15 protein-coding genes and 1 tRNA gene are annotated in these 19,544 nt (G+C 67.2%); 9 read left to right on the forward strand and 7 right to left on the reverse strand.

What is annotated here, in order from left to right; all coding sequences use genetic code 11:
* The first annotated feature begins 79 nt into the window (after positions 1-79).
* Positions 80-379: a MazG-like family protein gene (locus tag ABD848_RS21955; RefSeq protein ID WP_344975996.1), complete on the forward strand. Its 300-nt coding sequence runs from the start codon at positions 80-82 to the stop codon at positions 377-379.
* Between the two features lie 308 nt (positions 380-687).
* Positions 688-2,106 carry a helix-turn-helix domain-containing protein gene (locus tag ABD848_RS21960; protein ID WP_344975999.1) on the forward strand — a complete coding sequence of 473 codons (1,419 nt, stop codon included), beginning with the start codon at positions 688-690 and terminating at the stop codon, positions 2,104-2,106.
* On the opposite strand, the gene ABD848_RS21965 is transcribed toward ABD848_RS21960, so the two are convergent.
* Positions 2,096-2,809, reverse strand: a complete 714-nt coding sequence (locus ABD848_RS21965; RefSeq protein WP_344976003.1) for a PIG-L deacetylase family protein — start codon at positions 2,807-2,809, stop codon at positions 2,096-2,098. The two genes, ABD848_RS21960 and ABD848_RS21965, sit on opposite strands and share 11 nt — an antisense overlap.
* A 957-nt stretch (positions 2,810-3,766) precedes the next feature.
* On the opposite strand from ABD848_RS21965, the gene ABD848_RS25125 reads away from it, so the two are divergent.
* From ABD848_RS25125 to ABD848_RS21980, 4 genes are all read left to right on the forward strand, one after another.
* On the forward strand, positions 3,767-3,985 hold the full coding sequence (locus tag ABD848_RS25125) for a hypothetical protein (RefSeq protein WP_425567649.1): 219 nt from the start codon (positions 3,767-3,769) through the stop codon (positions 3,983-3,985).
* A 450-nt stretch (positions 3,986-4,435) separates the two neighbouring features.
* Positions 4,436-5,278 carry an RNA polymerase sigma factor gene (locus ABD848_RS21970; RefSeq protein WP_344976006.1) on the forward strand — a complete coding sequence of 281 codons (843 nt, stop codon included), beginning with the start codon at positions 4,436-4,438 and terminating at the stop codon, positions 5,276-5,278.
* A gap of 176 nt (positions 5,279-5,454) precedes the next feature.
* A complete protein-coding gene (locus tag ABD848_RS21975) occupies positions 5,455-5,889 on the forward strand; it encodes a pilin (RefSeq protein ID WP_344976009.1) in 435 nt (144 codons plus the stop codon).
* Between the two features lie 242 nt (positions 5,890-6,131).
* Positions 6,132-7,979 (forward strand): type IV secretion system protein, encoded by a 1,848-nt coding sequence (locus ABD848_RS21980; protein WP_344976011.1) that lies wholly within the window; start codon positions 6,132-6,134, stop codon positions 7,977-7,979.
* A 163-nt stretch (positions 7,980-8,142) separates the two neighbouring features.
* Here ABD848_RS21980 and ABD848_RS21985 read toward each other — a convergent pair.
* A tRNA-Lys gene (locus ABD848_RS21985) sits at positions 8,143-8,215 on the reverse strand.
* 599 nt (positions 8,216-8,814) lie between these two features.
* Here ABD848_RS21985 and ABD848_RS21990 point away from each other — a divergent pair.
* Positions 8,815-9,297: a hypothetical protein gene (locus ABD848_RS21990; RefSeq protein ID WP_344976014.1), complete on the forward strand. Its 483-nt coding sequence runs from the start codon at positions 8,815-8,817 to the stop codon at positions 9,295-9,297.
* Positions 9,298-9,882: 585 nt separating this feature from the next.
* On the opposite strand, the gene ABD848_RS21995 is transcribed toward ABD848_RS21990, so the two are convergent.
* From ABD848_RS21995 to ABD848_RS22015, 5 genes are all read right to left on the reverse strand, one after another.
* Positions 9,883-11,964 (reverse strand): RICIN domain-containing protein, encoded by a 2,082-nt coding sequence (locus ABD848_RS21995; protein WP_344976017.1) that lies wholly within the window; start codon positions 11,962-11,964, stop codon positions 9,883-9,885.
* Positions 11,965-12,013: 49 nt separating this feature from the next.
* Positions 12,014-14,086 (reverse strand): beta-galactosidase, encoded by a 2,073-nt coding sequence (locus ABD848_RS22000; protein WP_344976020.1) that lies wholly within the window; start codon positions 14,084-14,086, stop codon positions 12,014-12,016.
* A 60-nt stretch (positions 14,087-14,146) separates the two neighbouring features.
* Complete coding sequence (locus ABD848_RS22005; RefSeq protein WP_344976022.1) at positions 14,147-15,472, reverse strand: ABC transporter substrate-binding protein; 1,326 nt, start codon at positions 15,470-15,472, stop codon at positions 14,147-14,149.
* Between the two features lie 64 nt (positions 15,473-15,536).
* The gene (locus ABD848_RS22010) at positions 15,537-16,484 is read right to left on the reverse strand and encodes a carbohydrate ABC transporter permease (protein ID WP_344976025.1); all 948 of its coding nucleotides are present in this window, start codon (positions 16,482-16,484) and stop codon (positions 15,537-15,539) included.
* A 3-nt stretch (positions 16,485-16,487) separates the two neighbouring features.
* Complete coding sequence (locus ABD848_RS22015; RefSeq protein WP_344976029.1) at positions 16,488-17,411, reverse strand: carbohydrate ABC transporter permease; 924 nt, start codon at positions 17,409-17,411, stop codon at positions 16,488-16,490.
* 363 nt (positions 17,412-17,774) lie between these two features.
* On the opposite strand from ABD848_RS22015, the gene ABD848_RS22020 reads away from it, so the two are divergent.
* Both ABD848_RS22020 and ABD848_RS22025 read left to right on the forward strand, forming a co-directional pair.
* Positions 17,775-18,815 carry a LacI family DNA-binding transcriptional regulator gene (locus ABD848_RS22020; RefSeq protein WP_344976032.1) on the forward strand — a complete coding sequence of 347 codons (1,041 nt, stop codon included), beginning with the start codon at positions 17,775-17,777 and terminating at the stop codon, positions 18,813-18,815.
* A gap of 135 nt (positions 18,816-18,950) precedes the next feature.
* Positions 18,951-19,532 carry a TetR/AcrR family transcriptional regulator gene (locus tag ABD848_RS22025; RefSeq protein WP_344976035.1) on the forward strand — a complete coding sequence of 194 codons (582 nt, stop codon included), beginning with the start codon at positions 18,951-18,953 and terminating at the stop codon, positions 19,530-19,532.
* Positions 19,533-19,544: the final 12 nt, after the last annotated feature.

The raw sequence follows: 19,544 nt of genomic DNA on the forward strand, positions 1-19,544 counted from the left end.
CTAGGCTCACCAACCAAGCACTTTTTCGTGACCGTCCGCGTGAGCCGCGAGCCATGCCACGACACCATTGGGGGCAGGGGTGGATATCCGATCACTGCAAAAGACCATCGTGGAGAACAAACGGGAGAAAGGCTTCAACACCACCGATATCGCCTTGGAGTTTTCTCTGCTGCACGGCGAGGTCTCCGAAGCGTTCGACTCATGGCGCAAGCAGCAAGACGATGTCGGCGAGGAACTCGCTGACATCGCGATCTACTTGCTCGGGCTCGCCGAACTTCTCAACATTGATGTGGAAAGTGAGGTTGATGCCAAGATCGCCAAGAACGATACTCGTACCTACCGGCGTCTTCCCAACGGCACTCCAGTTAAAGCCGAATAATTCTCTCCTGCGCTTCAAACAGTGCCAACACCACGATCCATAGCACGTTCCTAGCCATGCTCACGGAACCTATGGCGACCGCTTCGACTCTCGATAGGCATCGAGCTGTGTCATGCATGTCCAACCGTATGCAAGGTTTTCGGGGCAGCTACGCCAAGATGGTCAACCCTAGCCTGGGGCCTCTGTAGTTCGCCTCATCAGCTTGGTGAATTCGTTCTCAAGCACGTGAGCCCCGGGAACAGGCAGAGGGGAAACGGATGGTGTGCCGAAACTGTGGTCGCAACCGCAAGCTGAAACAGTGCCGGTGTGTGCCCCAGGACTTTTGGCGCCTTCCCGAAACGCGCGAGGCACTGACGCGGCTGGACATGGCAGCGATTGTCGCGCTGCTGCGCCGCCATAGCGACCTGACGCTGAAGGCGATCGCCCGCTTGACCGGGCTGTCCGACGGAATGGTCTCCATGTTGGAGTCCGGTCGCTCCCAGCTACGCGACCTCGTCAAGATCCGTGCCGCTCTGCAAGCGCTGGAGGCACCTCCACTGGCGCCGCAACCGCTGCCTGCTCCTCGGCCGGAAGAGGGGCCGCTGCTGCAAACGGAACGAACCCCGCGCTCGGCTACCGCTCCCGAGATCTCCCCTGACGACTGGCCGGCTGGCCTCGACACCGTGCGCACATGGGCGCCGTGGAACGACATTTTCAGTACGTCAACGACCACCGAGGAGAGACAGTTCGCCGAGATCGCTTTTCGATGGCTGGTAACTCCTCCTGACACTACTGTTGCGCATTCGGCAGGGGCGCATGTGGGGGACAGTGACGTGCAACGCCTTCGTGCCGTTGGCCGTCAGTTAAAAACCCTCGACAACACTTACGGTGGAGGAACGGCTTTTCCGTTACTCGCGACGTTTCTGTGTCACGAGGTGGCCCCACTGCTCAACGGCAGCTATGACGAGGCAGTCGGCCGGTCATTGATGCGGACCACCGCCGAGCTGGCCTTGGATACTGGGTGGGCCGCCTACGATCAAGGCGAGCACCTCCAGGCTCGCGGATACATGGTGTATGCTCTGCGGCTCTCCCACGCTGGCGATGATCGCCTGTTCGGAGGGCGGGTCTTGGCCGCCTTGAGTCATCAAGCCCTCCATCTCGGCCAGGTGCCAGTGGCCATCGATATGGCCAGGGCAGCCCGCACGGGCACCCAGGCCATATCCACTGCGAAAATGACGGCGATGCTGGCTGCCATGGAAGCCTGCGCCCACGCCGCCCACGCAGATCGCCCCTCCTGTTTGCACGCACTGTCGACCGCGGAAACAGCCTTAGCGGCCGCTAAGAGCGACGACGCCCCGTCATGGCTGGATTTCGACGAAGGGGGCCTGTGGGGCCACGCTGCCCGCGCGTTCCGTGATCTGGGGGAGCCCACGACGGCACAACGCTACGCCGAAAACGCTGTGCGCTCATGCCACATTGACCATGGCCGTACGCGCGCCCAGCGCACCGCCATCTTGGCCAACGCTCACCTACAGCACGGCGACGTCGAGCAGGCCGCAGCTCTGGGGACACGCATCGTGAATCAAGCTCACGGGCTACGTTCCCACCACGTTCGTCAAGACATCGCTACCCTCGCACGAGATATCCAAGTCGCCGGAGCAGCCACCATTGTTGAGGTGGATACATTCCTCCGACAGGCGAAGCCGGTTCTTGTCTCCAGCGATGGTGTGTCGGCCTCTAGCGGTTGAACACCACCTGGAACGCCTCGGCGAGTTCTCCCGGCTCCAGTCCGGCAGCGGCCGTGTTGGGTTCGATCCGGGCGCGGAGCTCGGCGGCCAAGTCCGAACGGTTGCCCACCTGGCTCTCGTGGGCGCGCACCGCGGCCACCTTATGTTCGAAGGTGGAGGTGACATTGACGTAGTGGTTGGGCTCTGGAGCGTTGATTAGCCAGATCTCCTCGACGTTCCACGCCTCCAGGCCCTGTTCTCGCAGGTCAGTGTGGGCAAAGCGGTTGCCGGCGTCGGGATAGATCGCCGAAAGGGTCGCCTCCCCGGTGGCTCGATGGTTGGGATGGCTAGAGCGAAAGCGCTGCCAGTTCCACTCCGGACTCCACGTGAGTATGCGGCGCGGGCGCAGCTCACGGATGAGAGCAACCAGACTCCGCTTCAACCGCGGAGTGGGGTGCAAATCTTCCTCGGTCAGCCCCAAGAACCGCACATCACCTATGCCTTGGACCTCGGCTGCCGCCTGTTGCTCCGCGCGCCGGATGCGGGGGATCTGTGAGCGTGGGGTGGTGCTATCGAAGCCGCCCTGTTCACCATCAGTGAGCACGCAGATAGTGACGGCTATGCCGGTCTCAGCCCACCCAGCGAGCGTTCCACCAGCCCAAAACTCCGCATCATCGGGGTGGGCCACGATCACCAGCGCACGCTCCACCTCAGTAGCGGCCAAAACGTCCATTGTGGGGGCTTCTCCTCGCTGCTTGGCGTCTGCGGCTTTACCCAGAATGAGGCATACAGGGGGTAGCGCTGCCACGACAGGTGTTGTTGGTGAGAAACACAGGGCTCGGGCACGCATTCGCACAGACGGTCGGACTTGCTGTAGCTCATCAGTGAGAGTGGACGACCAGCTCTGGGAGTTGAGCAAGGGAGTTGATCACCCAGTCCGTGGTGGCCTGCACGGTGAGGCTTCGGCTCACAGGTGCCCCCAAGGGCCGCGTCGGATGAGGGCGGTGCACAGGCCCGCAGCGTGAGCGGGGATGATGTCGTAGTCGCGGTGATCACAGACGTAGACGATCTCCTGAGATTCGCCTGAGGTGAGTTCGATGCCCCTGAGAAAGATGCCCCTGAGAAAAAGGCGGGATCGGGTTTGACGATGCCCCACTCACCGGAGGTCGCGATCGCATCGGCGGATAGCTCCATCGTGCGCAACAGTTCAGCCACGCGCGCGGTTTGGTTACCGGTGATTCCACCCACATCCCAGTCGGCCCGTCGTCCCCGTTCTCGGGTGTCTTCAAGTGGGGGCTTGCCAATGTCGAGGACCGCGCAACGAATCGGCACCGAGTGTTTTCCTTCTAGACCAGCTCGCTGTCGCCAGTCCTTCACCGTAACCGCTCTCTCTCACGCCGCTTTCTCGGAGCTTTGCTCCGGACGAAGTGGGAGAGGTGCGTGGGGTAGCTTCGAGAAAGCGTTACCCGCAGGGGCGCGTTGTGCTTAGGAACCTGGAGTGGTCATTGGATCCCGGGGAGGTTCCCAAGCACGAAACGGACAAGGAGGCATGAAATGCTGCTGGGCGGGAGGGTTTTGCACTCGGAGTGCGGACGTTTTCCCTGCTCAGTCAGGGGGTGGCAGCCACCCTCCGGGGTGGCTGAGGATCGCACCGCACTACCAGGCCAGACTGTTGTTGCGTGTGATGGGGTGGCAGCCACCCTCCGGGGTGGCTGAGGATCGCACCGCCAAAGTCGACCGACTCGTATGGATCGACCTCACGGGGTGGCAGCCACCCTCCGGGGTGGCTGAGGATCGCACCTCGGACCCGCGCAGGCGGGCCGCGATGACGCCGATGGGGTGGCAGCCACCCTCCGGGGTGGCTGAGGATCGCAACCCCCGCAGGGCATGGTGCATGTAGGTGAGACGCCACAGTGGCAGTCATCTTCCGGGGACTGTAGCGGCACGGTAGCCGGTTCGGGTGGGGTGGGTGGTGGGCTGGTGGTAGCTGCTTCTTTGGGTGGCTGCCAGCGGGTGTAGGGGCGGGCGAGAAATTTTTTTTGGATTGTTTTGGGTGGGGTGTGCGGTGTGGTGTGGGTGGCTGGATGTGGGGGTGTTCCGGTGGGGGTGAGTAAGGCGTTTTTGCAGCTCAGGGGGTGAACATGGGGTTGGCAGGTGTTGGGGTGGTGGTGTTGGTCGAGGTGTGTGGCGGGCGGGGTGGGATCAAGTTGTGGTGGCGGTGTGTGGGTGGGGTGTTTGCTGGTTGATCGTGGTGTGGGGGCGGGTGGGTGGTGGGATGTCGGTGAGGTGATTGTGGGCCTGTTTTTCGTGGTGGGCGTTGGTCAACGTCGGCCCGAGAAAGGGGTTCGCTGTGGGGTTTGGTTCGTCGCCGTTGGTGGTTGCTGAGCGGGAGTTCATGCGGCTGGTGCCCGATCCGTTGGCGTTGCCCGGGCGTGAGGTGGATGCGGGGTGGGCTGACCGTGATTTCGGGTTGGTCGAGGTGCGCGAGCTGTTGATGCGCCGCTCGACACCGCAGGAGGTGCGCGATGTGGTGTGGCGCCGCGTGATCGCAACGGCGCGGGTGTCGCAGGCGTGGATGGTGGGCGCGATCGGGTTGGGCATGCCCGGGTTGAAGGGGGTGGCCCGGCGGGTGGCGCGGGGCTTGGAGGCTGATGCGGTCGATGAGGTCGAAGCTGAGGTGCTGGCCGGGTTCGTGGCCACGGTGCGCTCGATCAACACCGATTATGCGCGTCTGGCGTGGTTTGTGCGCTGTCGTACCCAGCGGGCCGGGTTGCGCGCTCGGCGTCGGGAGATGGCCCGGCCCGCAGCTACCGAAGAGATCGGGGAGGCACAGGTGTCTGAGCAGCCCGAGGGGCATCCGGATCTGGTGCTGGTTGAGGCGGTGCGTGCCGGGGTGATCTCGGCAGGCGAGGCGGAGTTGATCGGCCAGTCGCGGCTGGGCCAGCGGTGCCTGGCCGAGATCGCCCAGCGGTGGGGCGTGAGCTACAAGGCGGTGGCCAAGCGGCGTGAGCGGGCCGAGGCGCGGCTGGTACAAGCCCTGCGCGAGGGGCGGGTGGCTACCCGGGCCGTGTGCTCCCAGCTTGAAGGCGAGGCGTTGGGTTCGGAGAAGGCGTCGGATGCAGGGGGTGAGGTGGTGCGGTTGCAGGTTGGCGATGCTGCCGTGTCGCATTCGGGTCGGCGGTGGGCTTGTTGAGGGGGTGAGTTTCGGTGCCGCCCTCGTGGCGGAGGGTGTGATCGCTCGTCATTCGCCCCGACGTTGTGATCGTTGATCGTCACCTGTGTGTGGAGAGGGGGAGGCCCGCCCGCTCGCCGGGGCGGCGCCGAGGATCGCGTCGCAGGGGGTCGTGAGCAGGCGAGAGGGGTGGGCCGGTGTCGGCATCGCGAAGCAGGCCCGAGGTGATGGTGGGGTGTGGGCGCTGGGGGGTGCGGCTGGCCGTAGCCATCGTGGTGGCGGTGGCCGTGCTTGTCGGAGGGTGGCTGGCCACTGCGGGGGGTGAGCCCGTGTGGGCTCACCCCGAGCCCACCCCCTCTCCAGACACCCCAGAGGGGGCTGAGGGGGTTACCAGCGAGCTGGAGCAGGTGGTGGCGCGGCTGCGTAACGTCATCGTCGGGTTGGCCTCGGCGATCGGGACGCTGTTTTTGACCATCGCCGGGCTGCGGTGGATGCTGGCCGGCGGCGATCCCGGCGAGATCGACAAGGCCAAGCGCGCGCTCTCGGGAGCGGGCGTGGGCTATGCGATCGCGATCTTGGCCACCGTGCTGATGACCGTGCTGGACTATGTCGTCCAGGGCAGCGGTGGGTGAGGCCCGTGCTGTGGCTGGCCACCTACGGCTTACCGGCGCCGGGGGGTGCGACGCCCTTCCTGTGGTCCATTCCGCTGTCGCGTCTTGTCGCAGAACGTGCGGCCAGGCTGGTGCCGAGACAGCCGGCGCTACCCGAGCCGCATCCGCAGCCCGGCCCGCCGGCCCCCACCCCAGTTCCGGGACCAGAGCCTGAAGCGGCCCAGCCGGGGCGGCCCGAGCCCAGTCCCCAGCCTGGCCCGGCGGTGGAAACACCAGAGCCGGAGCACAACCCCGCCCCAGCGCCTTCAGAGGGGCCGCCGCAGGCTCCTGCCCAGGGTGGGGAGGAGCCGTTTGCCGATTGCGGCGCCATCGAGGTGTCGTGTCATGTCTCCAACTGGTTCCACGATCTGGTCAAGGATGCGCTGAATCCGCTGTTCGGCTGGATCGGCCAGATCGCTTTCCACACGCCTGTGCCCACCTCGGGGGTGGAGGGGCTGTGGTCGGGGGTGCTGGCTGTCTCGAATGCGCTGTATGTGCTGTTGGTGGTGGCCGGCGGGCTGGTGGTGATGAGCCACGAGAGTGTGCAGACGCGCTATGGCGCCGGTGAGGTGTTGCCGCGGTTGGCGTTTGCCTTCGTTGCCTCGAACTGTTCGCTGTGGCTGGCTACGCAGATGATCACGGGGGCTAACGCGGTTTCGGCGGCGGTCGCTTCGATGAGTGTCGATGCCGAGGAGGCCGCGCGCAATCTGCGTGAGCGCATGGAGTACGTGCTCATGGAAGCAATCGTGTTCGTGCTGTTGCTGCTCGTGGTCGTGGTGGTGCTGGTGGTGGTGTGGTGCGTCATGGATCTGGTGCGCATCGTCATGTCGATCACGTTGGTGATCGCCGCGCCGCTGCTGTTGATGTTTCACGCGCTGCCCCAGACCAACCGGCTGGCGGAGTTGTGGTGGCGGGCGATGGCGGGCCTGCTGGCGGTGCCCATTGCCCAGGCCGTGGCGTTCGGGGCGTTCATGCGGTTGTTTTTCCAGGGGGAGCTGTCCTACTTCGGCAACATCGAGACTTCCGCTACAGGTGGGCTCGCCCCAGGGCCGGGCACGGTGATGGTGGCCTCGAAGCTGGTGACTGCGGCTACCGATCCGGGCGGCACGCAGGGGCTGGTGGGCAACGTGTTGTTGTTTTTGGTGCTGCTCTACATCCAGATCCGGGTGCCGTTTTGGGTATTCAAGCTGGTGTGGTCGCCGCATCCGGGCCGTTCCCCGCTGGTGATGCTGGGCAAGTCGCTGGCGATGATCCTGCTGTATCGCACGGTCAAGGGCGTCAAGCTCGGCCAGGGCGCCTCGGCGCCGGCTGGCGGTGGGGCGGCGATGATGCGGCCGGTGGGAGCCGCGCGCTATGCCCGTGCCGGGGGTGGGCCGGGCCAACGGGGGCCTCGTCCGCAGGGGGCTGCGGCGGGGGCAGGGCGGGGGGTGCAGCCGGTGCAGCCCTCGATCTGGTGGTATCGGCCCCGCTATGAGCCGCCTACCCCGGCCGGGGATCTGGGCGGGGGCAGGCGTCGTCGTGAGTTGCCCGCAGCCCAGGAGCCAGGCGCTTCGCCGCCTCAGTTGCCGGGCCCACCCAGCCCGCCGGCTCCACCGAGTCCGCGGGGGCCGCGTCCGGGGTCGCCGAGCTTTCCGGGGTCGCAACCAGGGGAAACGCCGGCTTGGGGGCCGCGCTGGCGCCCGGTTGTCCCACCCGCTCGGCCGCGACCGGCCTCGCCCTCGCAAGCCCCGCAGCAGCCGGTGCGGCCTCGGCAGTTGGAGCTCTTTGAGCTACCCCAGCCAGCCGCGCGTCCTTCGTCGCCGTCTTCGCCGTCGCGGCCGGGCCAGCAAAGCGGGCCGGCGTCGGGTGAGGCGGGGCGGGCCCCTAAGCGGCGATGGCGCCAGGGGGTGTTGCCCACCCCGCCGCCGCAGCGGATACCGGGTCGGCGCGCCACGCTGCGCCTGGGCGAGGTATGGGACGCCCCGCCGTCGCCGCCGGCGCGCAAGCCGCGCCAGGCCAAGGGGCAGGTGGCGCTGTCTGCCAATCCGAAGCCGCGCTGGGTGCAGCGCCGGCTGCCGTTTCCGCGCTCGTGAGATGTGCGGGCCGCTATCAGTGAGCCGACGATTGTGGGGGAGGCGATGGGCTCGGGCCAGGAGCAAGGGCCGCACCGGAACCGTCGGGCTCCCATCGGGCCGGAGAAACCAAAGGGCGCTCTCCCGAAGGGGAGAACGCCCAGGTAGTGGAGCTATCAGACGGTGGGCCACCAGGGGATCGAACCCTGAACCCGCGGATTAAAAGTCCGCTGCTCTGCCAGTTGAGCTAATGGCCCATGGCGAACCTTGTGTGACCAGGGGTTACGCCGCTCTGGTTGATTTTACCCGAGTACCACGACGGTTGCACAGCAGAGGATTTCAGTGCCGAAACATCCTCGCCTGGCATATGGGTTCGTGGCGTTCGACTTCGATCCCGTGGCAGGAGCGAACACGTCGTCAGGCGCCACCACCTCACTACCGCCCAGCTCGCCGAGTTTCAAACGCAAGAGAACGCAAGTCGCCGCTAAAGCCGTCGAGCCCCAGCACGTCAGGGAGCCCCGGCGTCATCGGTCAGGCTCAGACCAGCCCCGGCTCGGCAGCGGTCGACTGTCGCGGCCTGGAAGCCTTCTTCAACCACACCCGCGCACATCTCCGGAAAGAGGCCGGCATGAGCGAAGCGGACCTGACGGCGGTGCGTGGTCGAGAGGCCACCGCCGTGGCCAGGCGGTACGGTCCGGTCGGCCGCGGCGGCGCGCGTCCGGGCGGCGCATCGCAGGACGCGCCGGCGACATAGGGCGTGTAGCGGCGTGACCGCCTCCGGCCAGGCGGTTAGGCGGGGGCGCTCGCGCCGCTAAGGTCGAGCCTGTCTCCTCGTAGACCCCCTGTGAGGTACCCCATGTCACGTCTCCGCCGGAGCCTCCCCACCGCCCTGGTGCTCGCCGCCGCTGTCGGCTGCGTACCGGCGCCGGACGCGCCGGAGCAGCCGGCATCGGGGACCCCAGAGCAGCCGGCCCCCTCAACGGCGGACACCGAGCTGCCGCCACCGCCCGAGGTCCTCTCGGCGAGTGAACTTGTCGACGAGCTCAGCGAGCTGCACCCGATGGACGAAGCTCGGGACGCGACGTCGGCCTGCCAGTCCGACAGCGGAAGCGAGCACGATTGCATCACGATGGTCAAAACCGAGGAGATGTCTGTGTATGAGTTCCGCGACGTCGAATCCGCCGAGCACTGGGTAGAGCAGATGGGCCGGACCGGCGACGCGCGGCGCGTGGACAGATTCATGCTCTACTGGCCTGAGGGCTGGTTCCAGTCCGACCGGGAGCACGACGAACTCACCGCGCGTGCCCGTGAGATCGTTGACGGCCACAACGCCCCCTGACTTTCGTGGGTGCCCCTGGCCAAGGGCGGTTTTAGAGAGTGCCAGTCAAAAGTCCGCTGCTCTGCCAAGTGAGCTAACGGCCAGCCACGTCAGGTACTCCTAGGGGCGCGCGCACCAGCTCTAAGACGAACGGGTTTCCCCTGTATGGGCACTTGGGCATGGGGCGGACGCGCCGTCGTCGCTGGGGCGTGGCCGGTCGGTGATGGGGTGAGGGAGGCGGGGCGTTGCGACGTAGCCCTTGTGGTCCTCTTCCTTGCCTCGACTCGCGGGGATTCTCGGCGAGCGCGGTGATGGGGTGTGCCTCGCAGGGGCGACCGGAGGGGGTTTGTTCGCCGCTTGGTCGCAGCCGCGGATTTTCCACCCAAGGATGTCTTGTTCCCCACGGCTCCCATGAGGTTCCCACCCCCGTCTCGGGGGTGCGCCGCGCAACTCCACGCGCGGGTCTTTTGTAGTGGCGCGTCTGCTCGTGGTGGGGGCGGAGTGCGGCGGTGCCGCCGGGGGTGAAGCCGGCGGCACCGCCGTGTTGGTGGGGCTCGCCTTTTCCGTAGCTGCTCGGAGGGCGGCCCGTGGGGGAGAGGATCGGCGTTACGCCGCGTCCTCCGGGGTGGTGACGGTCCAGCGCTGGTTCGCGCCCGAGTTGGGCGACCACACCGACACGGCCGCGCCGTCGTGGGTGGCTTGGCCGGCGACGTCGATGAGCTGGCCGGTGGCCGCGTTCACGAACGTCCACGAGCCGTCGCCGGTCGTGGACATCGTCCACTGGGCGGCCTCGTCGTCGGGCCCCTGGTCGGGCTCCAGCACCAGCGCACCGTCGCGCACGGCCAGGCGCCCGTCAGTGCCCTCGTTGGTCACCACGTAGCGCTGCCGGTTGCTGAAGCGCTTCTCGAAGCCGAACCGCCAGTCGCCGTCAGGGGAGGCGATCACCTTGCTGAGGCGCCATAGTTGGGCCTCGTCGTCGGGGGCGGTGGTGCGGATGACCGTGGCGGTGCCGTCGTCGGAGGCGGCCAGCGACTTGTCGCTTTGCACCCCGGTCAGCCGGTACTCGTCGCCGCGCTGCACGGCGGCGGCGTCTTGGTCCACGCCGAAGGCGCGGTCGACCACGAAGGTGGTCACCGACTCGGCCGGCACGGTGAACGTGGCCCGGTCGTCGGTCACGCTGACGGCCTCGTGCTCGACCAGCGCGCCGTCGGCGTCGGTGACGATCGGCGTCATCGTGGCGTCGTGGTCGACGTGGCTGAAGTTCGACAGGTCCACGGTCACGGCGCGCGGCGCGTCGGAGTCGTTGACGTGGACGACGGTCGCGTCGCGCTCCGACGGCGAGACGGCCGCGACGCTGGAGGTGTCGCCGACCTTGACCAGCCGATCCCCGGGCTGGATGTAGTGGGTGAAGTTGCGCGCCGTGTCGAACTTGGTGTTGGTGCGGATGGGGCAGGTTTCCAGCGTGTCCTGGGCGGTGCAGTCGAAGGGCAGTTGGATGCTGCCCCAGTTGCCGCCTTCCGCCGACTCACCGCCGGGGGCCATGTTGTCGTAGTCCTCGACGGGTTGCCAGAACACCCAGGCCGAGGGTTCGAGTTCCCGCAGGTCGTCGGTGATGTGCTGGGCGAGCCCCAGGCCGGGGTCCATGCTCTCGAAGTTCTGACCATCGCCCCAGTCGCCGCCGACCTCGCTCATCCACAGTGGTTTCTCGGCTGCCTTGGCCAGGTCGCGCACGGTGGTGCGGCTGCCGGTGCCGTAGGTGTGGACGTTGAGCTGGTCGACGAGGTCGCGCACCTCCTGGGGGTAGGACAGCCAGTTGTCCGCGAACCGCCCGGGATTGGTCTCGTCCATCGCCGAGATGACGGCGTCGGTGTCGGCGCCGGTCAGCTCGCCGGCGAGGGCGCGGATCACGTCCTGCTGGAGCTGCGGCCCCATGTGGGCGCCCTCTTGCCGACCGCCGACGGGTTCCCCGTCGGAGTTCAGCCATGTGCTCCAGTAGTCGGTGTTGGGCTCGTTGAACGGGTCGATGGTGTCGACCTCGATACCGTGGGCGTCTTCGAGGCGTTCGGCGACGCCGACCAGGTAGCCGGCGAAGTCGGCCACGGATTCGTCTTTGAGCTGGTCGGTGTTGCCGTCGAAGCCACCGGAGACGTAGCCGCTTTCGGTCATGAACCACGGCGGGGAGTTGCTGAACGCCTCCCAGTGGTCGATGTCGTCCTTGAGGCGTTCCACCCACCAGCGCTGGGTCTGGTCGGCGTCGGCGTTCCAGTCGTCGGGGTCGTCGGCGCTCCACCAGTCGGTGTCGTCGCGGGTGGTGCCCTCGGGGGCGTTCCACCAGCCTTCGACGGCGGCGCCGGCCCGCAGGTAGTTGGTGACGTCGGGGGCGTTGCCGCCGCCGACGTTGTAGCGGGCGATGTTGAGGTTGAGCCCGTCCTCGTCGAAGAGGAGGCCGGCCAGCTCTTCGCGGATGCTGTCGGGGTAGTCGCCGGTGGCGTTGGCGAACCACACCAGGCTGGTGCCCCAGCCTTCAAACCGCTGGCCCTGGTAGGAGGGGTCGGGTGTGATCGTCACCGAGCTTTCGGCGCCGGCGGGGGGAGCCGCTATGACGGTCAAGGCGCAGCTCGTCGTCACCGTCAGCAGCGCGGCCAGCAGGGGAGTCAGGCGGGGGGATGAGCGGGGGGCGCTGGTCATAGACTGTCCTTGCTGTGCGTTGTGTGTCGAACATGCCGTGAGTAACGGGTTAGTGCGGCGGCCGGTCACCTGTTGTCCGCCGCACCACAGTCACGCCGCGCGCAGCGAGGACGAGCGGCTCCTCGGAGCCCTCGTCCTCTCGGGCCAACACCTGGCCCGAGATCTCCGGCAGCGCGACTGGCTCTTGGGTCCGGTTCACGAGGAACCAGTAATCGGTGTCGCCGTGGCCGCGGATGGTCAGTTCTACCCGCCCGTGGGCCTGCGGGGGCAGTTCGCTGGTCACGCCTGTGGTTTCCAGCAGCCGTGCCAGGATGTCGGGTAGGCCGTGCGCGCCGAGCCGGGTCGACACGTAGGCGGCCGAGCCGCTGCCGGCCTGGCGGCGGGTGATTGCGGGCCGGCCGGCGTGCGCGCCGGTGGTGTAGGAGGCGAGTACCGTCACGGCGGGGTCGGTGACGGTGATCTCGTCGGTCCACAGGGTGCCGGTGCTGCCGTCGTCGAGGTGGACCGTCTCGCCGTCGAACAGTGGGGCGAACTCTTCGATGCGCAGGCCGAGCAGGTCGCGCAGCGGGCCGGGGTAGCCGCCCAGCCACGCATGGTCGTTCTCGTCGACGATGCCGGAGAAGTAGGTGGTGATGAGGTGCCCGCCGGCCTCGGTGTAGCTGGTCAGCTCCTTGGCCAGTTCTTCAGGCACCATGTGCAGGATGGGGGCGATGACTACCCGGTAGTCCTCCAGTGGGGCGCCGCGTGGTACGACGTCGGCGCGCACCCCCAGGCAGAGCAGCGCCGAGTACCAGTCGAGCGCTTCCTGGCGGTAGCGCAGCAGTGACGAGGGGTGGGAGTCCTGTTCACTGGCCCACCAGGACTCCCAGTCGAACAGGATCGCGACGGAGGCGCGCCGGCGGGGGGCTCCTGCGATCTCAGCCAGCTCGCCCAGGGTGCGTCCCAGCTCGACCACCGAGCGGAACACTTTGCTGTCGGCGCCGGCATGGGGAACCATCGCCGAGTGGTACTTTTCGGCGCCCGCCGCTGACTGGCGCCATTGGAAGAAGCAGACCGCGTCGGCGCCGTGGGCGACGTGCAGCAGCGAGTCGCGTGCCAGCTCGCCGGGTTCTTTGGCACGGTTGACCGGCTGCCAGTTGACGGCGCTGGTGGAGTGCTCCATCAAAAACCAGGGCAGGCCCCCGGCGATGTTGCCGGTGAGGTTGGCGGAGAACGACAGTTCGTCCAGGTCTTGGGGGCCGGGGTGGACGTAGTGGTCGTTGGAGACGAAGTCGACCTCGCCGGCCCAGTCGGTGTAGTGCATCCCCTTGGTTTCGCCCATGACCATGAAGTTGGTGGTCACCGGGATGTCGGGGGTGATGTTTCGCAGCACGTCGCGTTCGGCGCGCAGATGATCTTTGAGCGCGTCGGAGGAGAAGCGTTTGAAGTCCAGTTGCTGGGTGGGGTTGGGGTGGGAGGCGGCCAGCCGGGGCGGCAGGACCTGCTCCCAGGCGGTGTAGCGCTGCGACCAGAAGGCGGTGCCCCAGGCGGCGTTGAGCGCGTCGATCGTCGCATAGCGGCGGCGCAGCCAGTCCCGGAAGGCGGTGGCGGCGTCGTCGGAGTAGTCGTAGATGTTGTGGCAGCCCAGCTCGTTGGAGACGTGCCAGGCGGCCAGCGCCGGGTGGTCGGCATAGCGCTGCGCCATGGCGGTGACCAGCCGCAGCGCGTACTCGCGGAAGACCGGTGAGGTGGGCCGCCAGTGTTGCCGTGCTCCCGGCCACACGGTTTCTCCGTTCGCGGTGACCGGCAGGATCTCGGGGTGGGCGGTGGTGAGCCAGGGCGGTGGGGAGGCGGTGGCGGTGGCGAGGTCGACGGCGATGCCGTTGGCGTGTAGCAGGTCCATGATCTCGTCCAGCCACGCGAAGTCCCATTGGTCTTCGGCGGGTTGGATGCGTGCCCAGGAGAAGATCGCGAGTGAGACGATGTTGACCCCGGCCTCCCGCATCAGGTGGACGTCCTCGTCCCAGGTCTCGCGTGGCCACTGGTCCGGGTTGTAGTCGGCACCGTAGGCCAGGCGTGGGGCCGGGCCGTGGGGGCGGTCGGAGGGCCAGCGCAGCCAGGAGCGCGGGTGGGCAGGGGACATCGTTTTCCTTCCAGGGTGTGGTGGTGGGAGGGGCGAGAGGGCCCCTCCCGTGCTGTGGGCTTACTGGTTGACGGTGAAGCCCTGTTCGTTGCCGTAGGACACGGAGGCCTCCTGCCAGGCCGCCAACCCTTCGGTCAGGGTCGTGTCGGAGACGTAGGCTTGGCCGGCTGTGTCGTTGAAGATCGAGTTGGCGTAGACCTGGTACGGCAGGTAAGACCAGCCTTCGACGACGTTTTCGGCGGACTCGGCGAAGATCTTGTTGGCCTGCTGGCCGCCGAAGTAGTCGAACTCGGTGCTCAAGAACTCCTCGGACTCCAGGTGGGCGGTGGTGGCGGGGAACGCGCCGTTGTCGACGCGGGTGTCGGCGCCCTCTCCAGCGGTCACGTATTCGACGAAGGCGTAGGCCAGCTCCTTGTAGCCGCTGGCTTCCGGGATCGCCAGCGAGCTGCCGCCGTTTTCGGCGCTGGCGTTTTGGCCTTCCTCCCACTGCGGCAGCGGTGCCACGCGCCAGGAGCCGGCGCCGTCGGGCACGCCGGAGGCGAAGTTGGCGGGCATCCAGGCGCCGAGGGTGAGCGTGGCGATGGTGCCGTCGCCCAGTCCCTGGTACCACTCGTCGCTCCAGCTACCGATGGGGGCGAGGAGGTCGTCGTCGAGCAGTTCCTGCCAGGTTTGGGCGAAGGTGGTGGAGCCCTCGTCGGTGAAGTCGATGGTCACGTCGGTGCCGTCCACGGTGTAGGGCCGGCCGCCGGCCTGCCAGATGAGGCTGGTGGTCAGTCCCGCGTCGCCGGTGTCGTTGGCGATGTAGATTTCCGGGTCGGCCTCGTGCAGGGCGCGGGCGGCGGCCACGTACTCGTCCCAGGTGCTGGGCACTTCGACGTCGTGGGTGTCGAAGACGTCTTTGTTGTAGAACATCGCCATGGGCCCGGAGTCCATCGGCAGGCCGTAGATGCCGCCGTCGAGCTGCACGGAGTTCCACGGGCCGGGGGAGAAGGTGCCATCCAGGTCGCCGGCGCCCAGGGAGGACAGGTCGGCGATGGACTCGCCGACCGCGAATTGGCCCAGCGCGTAGTACTCGATCTGGGCTACGTCGGGCACGCCCGAGCCCGCCTGGATGGCGTTTTGCAGCGCGGTGTACTGGTCGGTGTTGGTGCCGGCGTTGACCAGTTCCACGTCGACTTCGGGGTGGGCGGCCTCGAAATCCTCGACGGCTTGCTCCAGGGTGGGTTCCCACGCCCACACGGTGAGCGAGCCGCCCTCCTGTAGCGCCGAGTCCGTGTCGCCGGCAGCGGAGTTTTCGCCGTCCTCACCGGTACAGGCGGTGAGGCTCATCGCGAGTACGCAGACCATCCCGATACCGCGGGTGAGGGTGCGTGTTGGCAGAGTCATGGTGATCATCTCGCTTTGTTCGAGGAAATGCGGGGTTGGGGTGGGGCAGTGCCGGGGCCGGGAGCTACTCCTTGACGCTTCCGGCGGCCAGGCCCGATTGCCAGTACCGCTGCAACAGCAGGAACACGGCGATCAGCGGGAGGATGCTGAGCATGGAACCGGTGATGACGAGGTTGAAGACGGCCTCGCCGCCGGCAGTGGCGGCTTGGGCGTTCCAAGCGTCGAGTCCCAGAGTCAGCGGGTACCAGTCGGGGTTTTTGATCATGATCAGCGGCAGGAAGTAGTTGTTCCAGGTGGCGACCATGGTGAACAGCGTGACTGTCACGATGCCGGGCCCCAGCAACGGCAGGGAGATGCGGAAGAAGGTCCGCAGCTCGCCCGAGCCGTCGATACGCGCGGCTTCGAGCAGGTCGGTGGGGATCGCCTCAAGGGTGAAGACCCACATCAGGTAGAGCCCGAACGGTGAGATCAGCGACGGGATGATCACCGCCCACGGGGTGTTGGTCAGCCCGATCGCGCTGAACATCAAGAAGGTGGGCACGGCCAGCGCCGTTCCCGGCACGGCGACGGCGCCGATGACGATGGCGAACACGGCGCGCTTGCCTGGAAAATCGAACTTGGCCAGCGCGTAGCCGCCCAGGACGGCCAGGAAGGTCGCGCCGCCGGCGCCGAGCACCACGTAGAGCACCGTGTTGGCCAGCCAGCGGCCGAAGATGCCGCCATCGTAGGTCAGGGTGGCCACGATGTTGTCGATCAGGGAGAAGTCGCCGCCGAACCAGAGGCCGAAGGAGGTGAACAGGCTCTCTTGGGACTTGGTGGCGTTGATGAGCAGCCACGCCAGGGGGACCAGCGAGTAGAGCAGGACCAAGCTCGTGAGCAGGGTAAGCAGCACGCTGCCGCGGGCGCGCCGCCGCGGCGCGGTCTCGTGGTGGGGACGGCGTCGGGTGCGCAGTCGGATGGCGGCGGAGGGGGCGCCGCCGTCGCGTGCGGTGGTCATGGCCGGTGCGCTCATCGCTCACACGTCCTTTCGCATGCCACGCAGTTGGACGACGTAGGCGATGACCATCGTGAGCAGGCCCATGATGATCGCGACCGTTGCCGCGTAGTTGTGCTGCTGGCCGGAGAACGACAGGGAGTAGGTGAACAGGTTGGGGGTGAAGTAGGTCGTGATGGCGTTGGGCGCCAGGCTTTGCAGGATGCTGGGCTCGTTGAAGAGTTGGAAGCTGCCGATGATCGAGAAGATCGTGGCGATGACCAGCGCACCGCGGATGGCCGGGAGCTTGATCGCGGTGATGACGCGCACCTGGCCGGCGCCGTCGATCTGGGCCGCCTCGTAGAGCGAGTGCGGGATGACCCGCAGCGCCGAGTAGAAGATCAGCATGTTGTAGCCCACGAATTCCCAGGTCACAATGTTGCCGATGGAGGCGAGTACCAGAGCGGGGGACAGGGGGTCGGGCAGGGAGACGCCGAAAGCGTCGTTGATGTTGCCGACGAGGCCGAAGCGGGTGCCGTACATGAACCCCCACATCAAAGTCGCGACGACCGCGGGGACGGCGTAGGGCATGAAGATGGTGATCCGGAAGAAGTTCTTGCCGTAGAGGCGTCCGCTGTCGATGGCGAGGGCGACCAGCAGCGCGAGGAACAGCATGATCGGCACCTGGACCACCAGGAACAGCGAGACCCGTCCCAGGGCGGACCAGAACTGTTCGTCCTGGAGTGCCTGCTGGTAGTTGGCCAGTCCCACGAAGGACGTGCCGCCGATGAGCTGGTCGCGAAACAGGCTCAGGTAGATCGAGTAGCCGATGGGCGCCAGGAAGACGAGGGTGAAGACGGCCATGAACGGCCCGACGAAGGTCCAGCCGACCCAAGAGCGTTTCGGGCGGCGCGTTCGAGGTGGAGTGTCGGGCTCCACCGTCGTTGGGGGTGACGATGTCGTCATACGGGGTCCTCGGAAAGGGTCGGCTGGCAGGATGTTTACGTAAACATCATGTTGCGAGAAATGTGCCCCTCTTCACTGGCCTGCGTCAAGGGTTCGGCGGTGGCGATTGCCCTGGACCGGGCGGGTCGGCGGTGGCCGAGGGGCAGGGTGGCGGCGCTCGGCAGCTTCCTGCCGGCGGGTCGGCCGCTCGGGCAGGGGCGCCGCTGAGGCGAGGTGCCGGGGGGTGCCGTCGGTTGTGGTGACGGTCTCGTCATAGGGGGTCCTCGGAAGTGGCCGGCGGGCGCTATGTTTACGTAAACATCACATTGCGGGATACTTACACTGCTCGCTATCGAGCGTCAAGAGAGGCAGAGGAGACGACGGATGGATGACAGCTCGGTGGCCAGGCAGCCGAAGCGGCAGGCACGGCGGGTGTCGATGGCCGATGTCGCTCGGCTGGCGGGAGTGTCGTCCCAGACGGTCTCCCGGGTCTCCAACGGCCACCCCGGCGTCGTGATGGAGACCCGCCAGCAGGTGCTGTCGGCTATGGCCGAGCTCGGTTACCGCCCCAACAGCGCGGCCCGCGCGCTCAAATGGGGCGAATTCCGTACCCTCGGCGTCATCCTGTTCACCCTCTCGACCACCGGAAACGTGCGCACCTTGGAGGCCATCTCCACCTCCGCCGCCCAGCATGGCTACGCCACCACACTGTTGCCGGTGGCCGCCCCCACCCAAGACGAGGTGCACGGCGCCTTCACCCGGTTGGGGGAGTTGGCGGTCGACGCCTTCATCGTGATCATGGAAGTGCACCTCCTCGACGCCGCGACGGTGTCTTTGCCGCCCAACGTGCAGGTCGTGGTGGCCGACTCCAACGCTGGCGACCGCTACAGCGTCGTCGACACCGATCAGGCAGGCGGCTCGGGCGTCGCCGTTCGCCACCTGCTCGACCTCGGGCACCGCACGGTGTGGCACCTTGCCGGGCCGGAAGAGTCCTTCGCCGCGCAACGGCGGGCCGACGCTTGGGAAGCCACGCTCCTCGACGCCGGCTGCGAGGTTCCCCCGCTGGTCCGGGGAGACTGGTCGGCAGAATCGGGGTACCGTGCGGGGTTAGCGCTGGCCGAGGAGCCCGACTGCACGGCGGTCTTCACGGCCAACGACCAGATGGCGCTGGGGCTGCTGCGCGCACTGCACGAGAAGGGCAAGTCCGTACCGCGCGACGTCAGCGTGGTCGGCTTCGACGACATCCCCGAGGCCAACTCGTTCCTGCCGCCGCTGACCACCGTCCATCAGGACTTCGCCGAAGTCGGCCGGCTGCTGGTCGAAGGGGTGCTGCGCCAACTGCACAACGATTCGCCCGAGCGGGGCACGACCCTGGTGCCCACCCGGTTGGTCGAACGCGCCAGCACCGCCCCGCCGCCCGCCTAGCGGCCTGGCGGGCGCAGCAGCCGCGCGGGAACGGCTCCTACCGGATGCGCTGGGGCGCGCGGTAAGCGCTCAGCCGCGGCCCTGAGGCGACATCAATAATTGACTTTTCATTCTAGAAATGCCTATCTTGGTCCTATGGCCAGGACCAAGGAATTCGACCCCGACACAGCGCTACTGGCGGCCCTGGAGGTGTTCTGGGAGCGGGGGTTCGAGGCGACCTCGATGTCCGATCTCGTGGAGCGTTTAGGGGTGGCCCGGGCCAGCATCTACGCCACCTTCGGCGACAAGCACGAGCTCTACCTCAAGGCTCTGGACCGCTACGGCGAGTCGATCGTCCCTGAGCTGCTAGGGCGCCTCTCCCAGCCAGGGCCGGCCCTTCCCTTGGTGCGTGCCGTGATTCAGGACTACGTCGACCAGGCGGCCGACCCCACCGATTGTCGGGGCTGCTTCGTCGTCAATACCGCCGTCGAGCTCGCCCCCCACGACCCCGACGCCGCCCGCCGGGTGGCGTCCAGTTGGACCCTGTTGGAGACCGCTCTGACCTCGGCGCTGTTGCGGGCCCAAGCGCAGGGTGAGTTGGGTCGGGAGCGGGACGCTCGTGGGTTGGCCCGTCTCATCCTGGTCCTGATCCAGGGGATTCAGGTGATGGGCAAGGCCACCGACGAGCCCGCGCGCCTGCGCGACGCCGCCGCGCAGGCTTTGGCCCTGCTCGACTGAGCGCGTTCTTTC

The organism is Salinactinospora qingdaonensis (assembly GCF_039539445.1).
In the GTDB taxonomy this organism is placed as follows: domain Bacteria; phylum Actinomycetota; class Actinomycetes; order Streptosporangiales; family Streptosporangiaceae; genus Salinactinospora; species Salinactinospora qingdaonensis.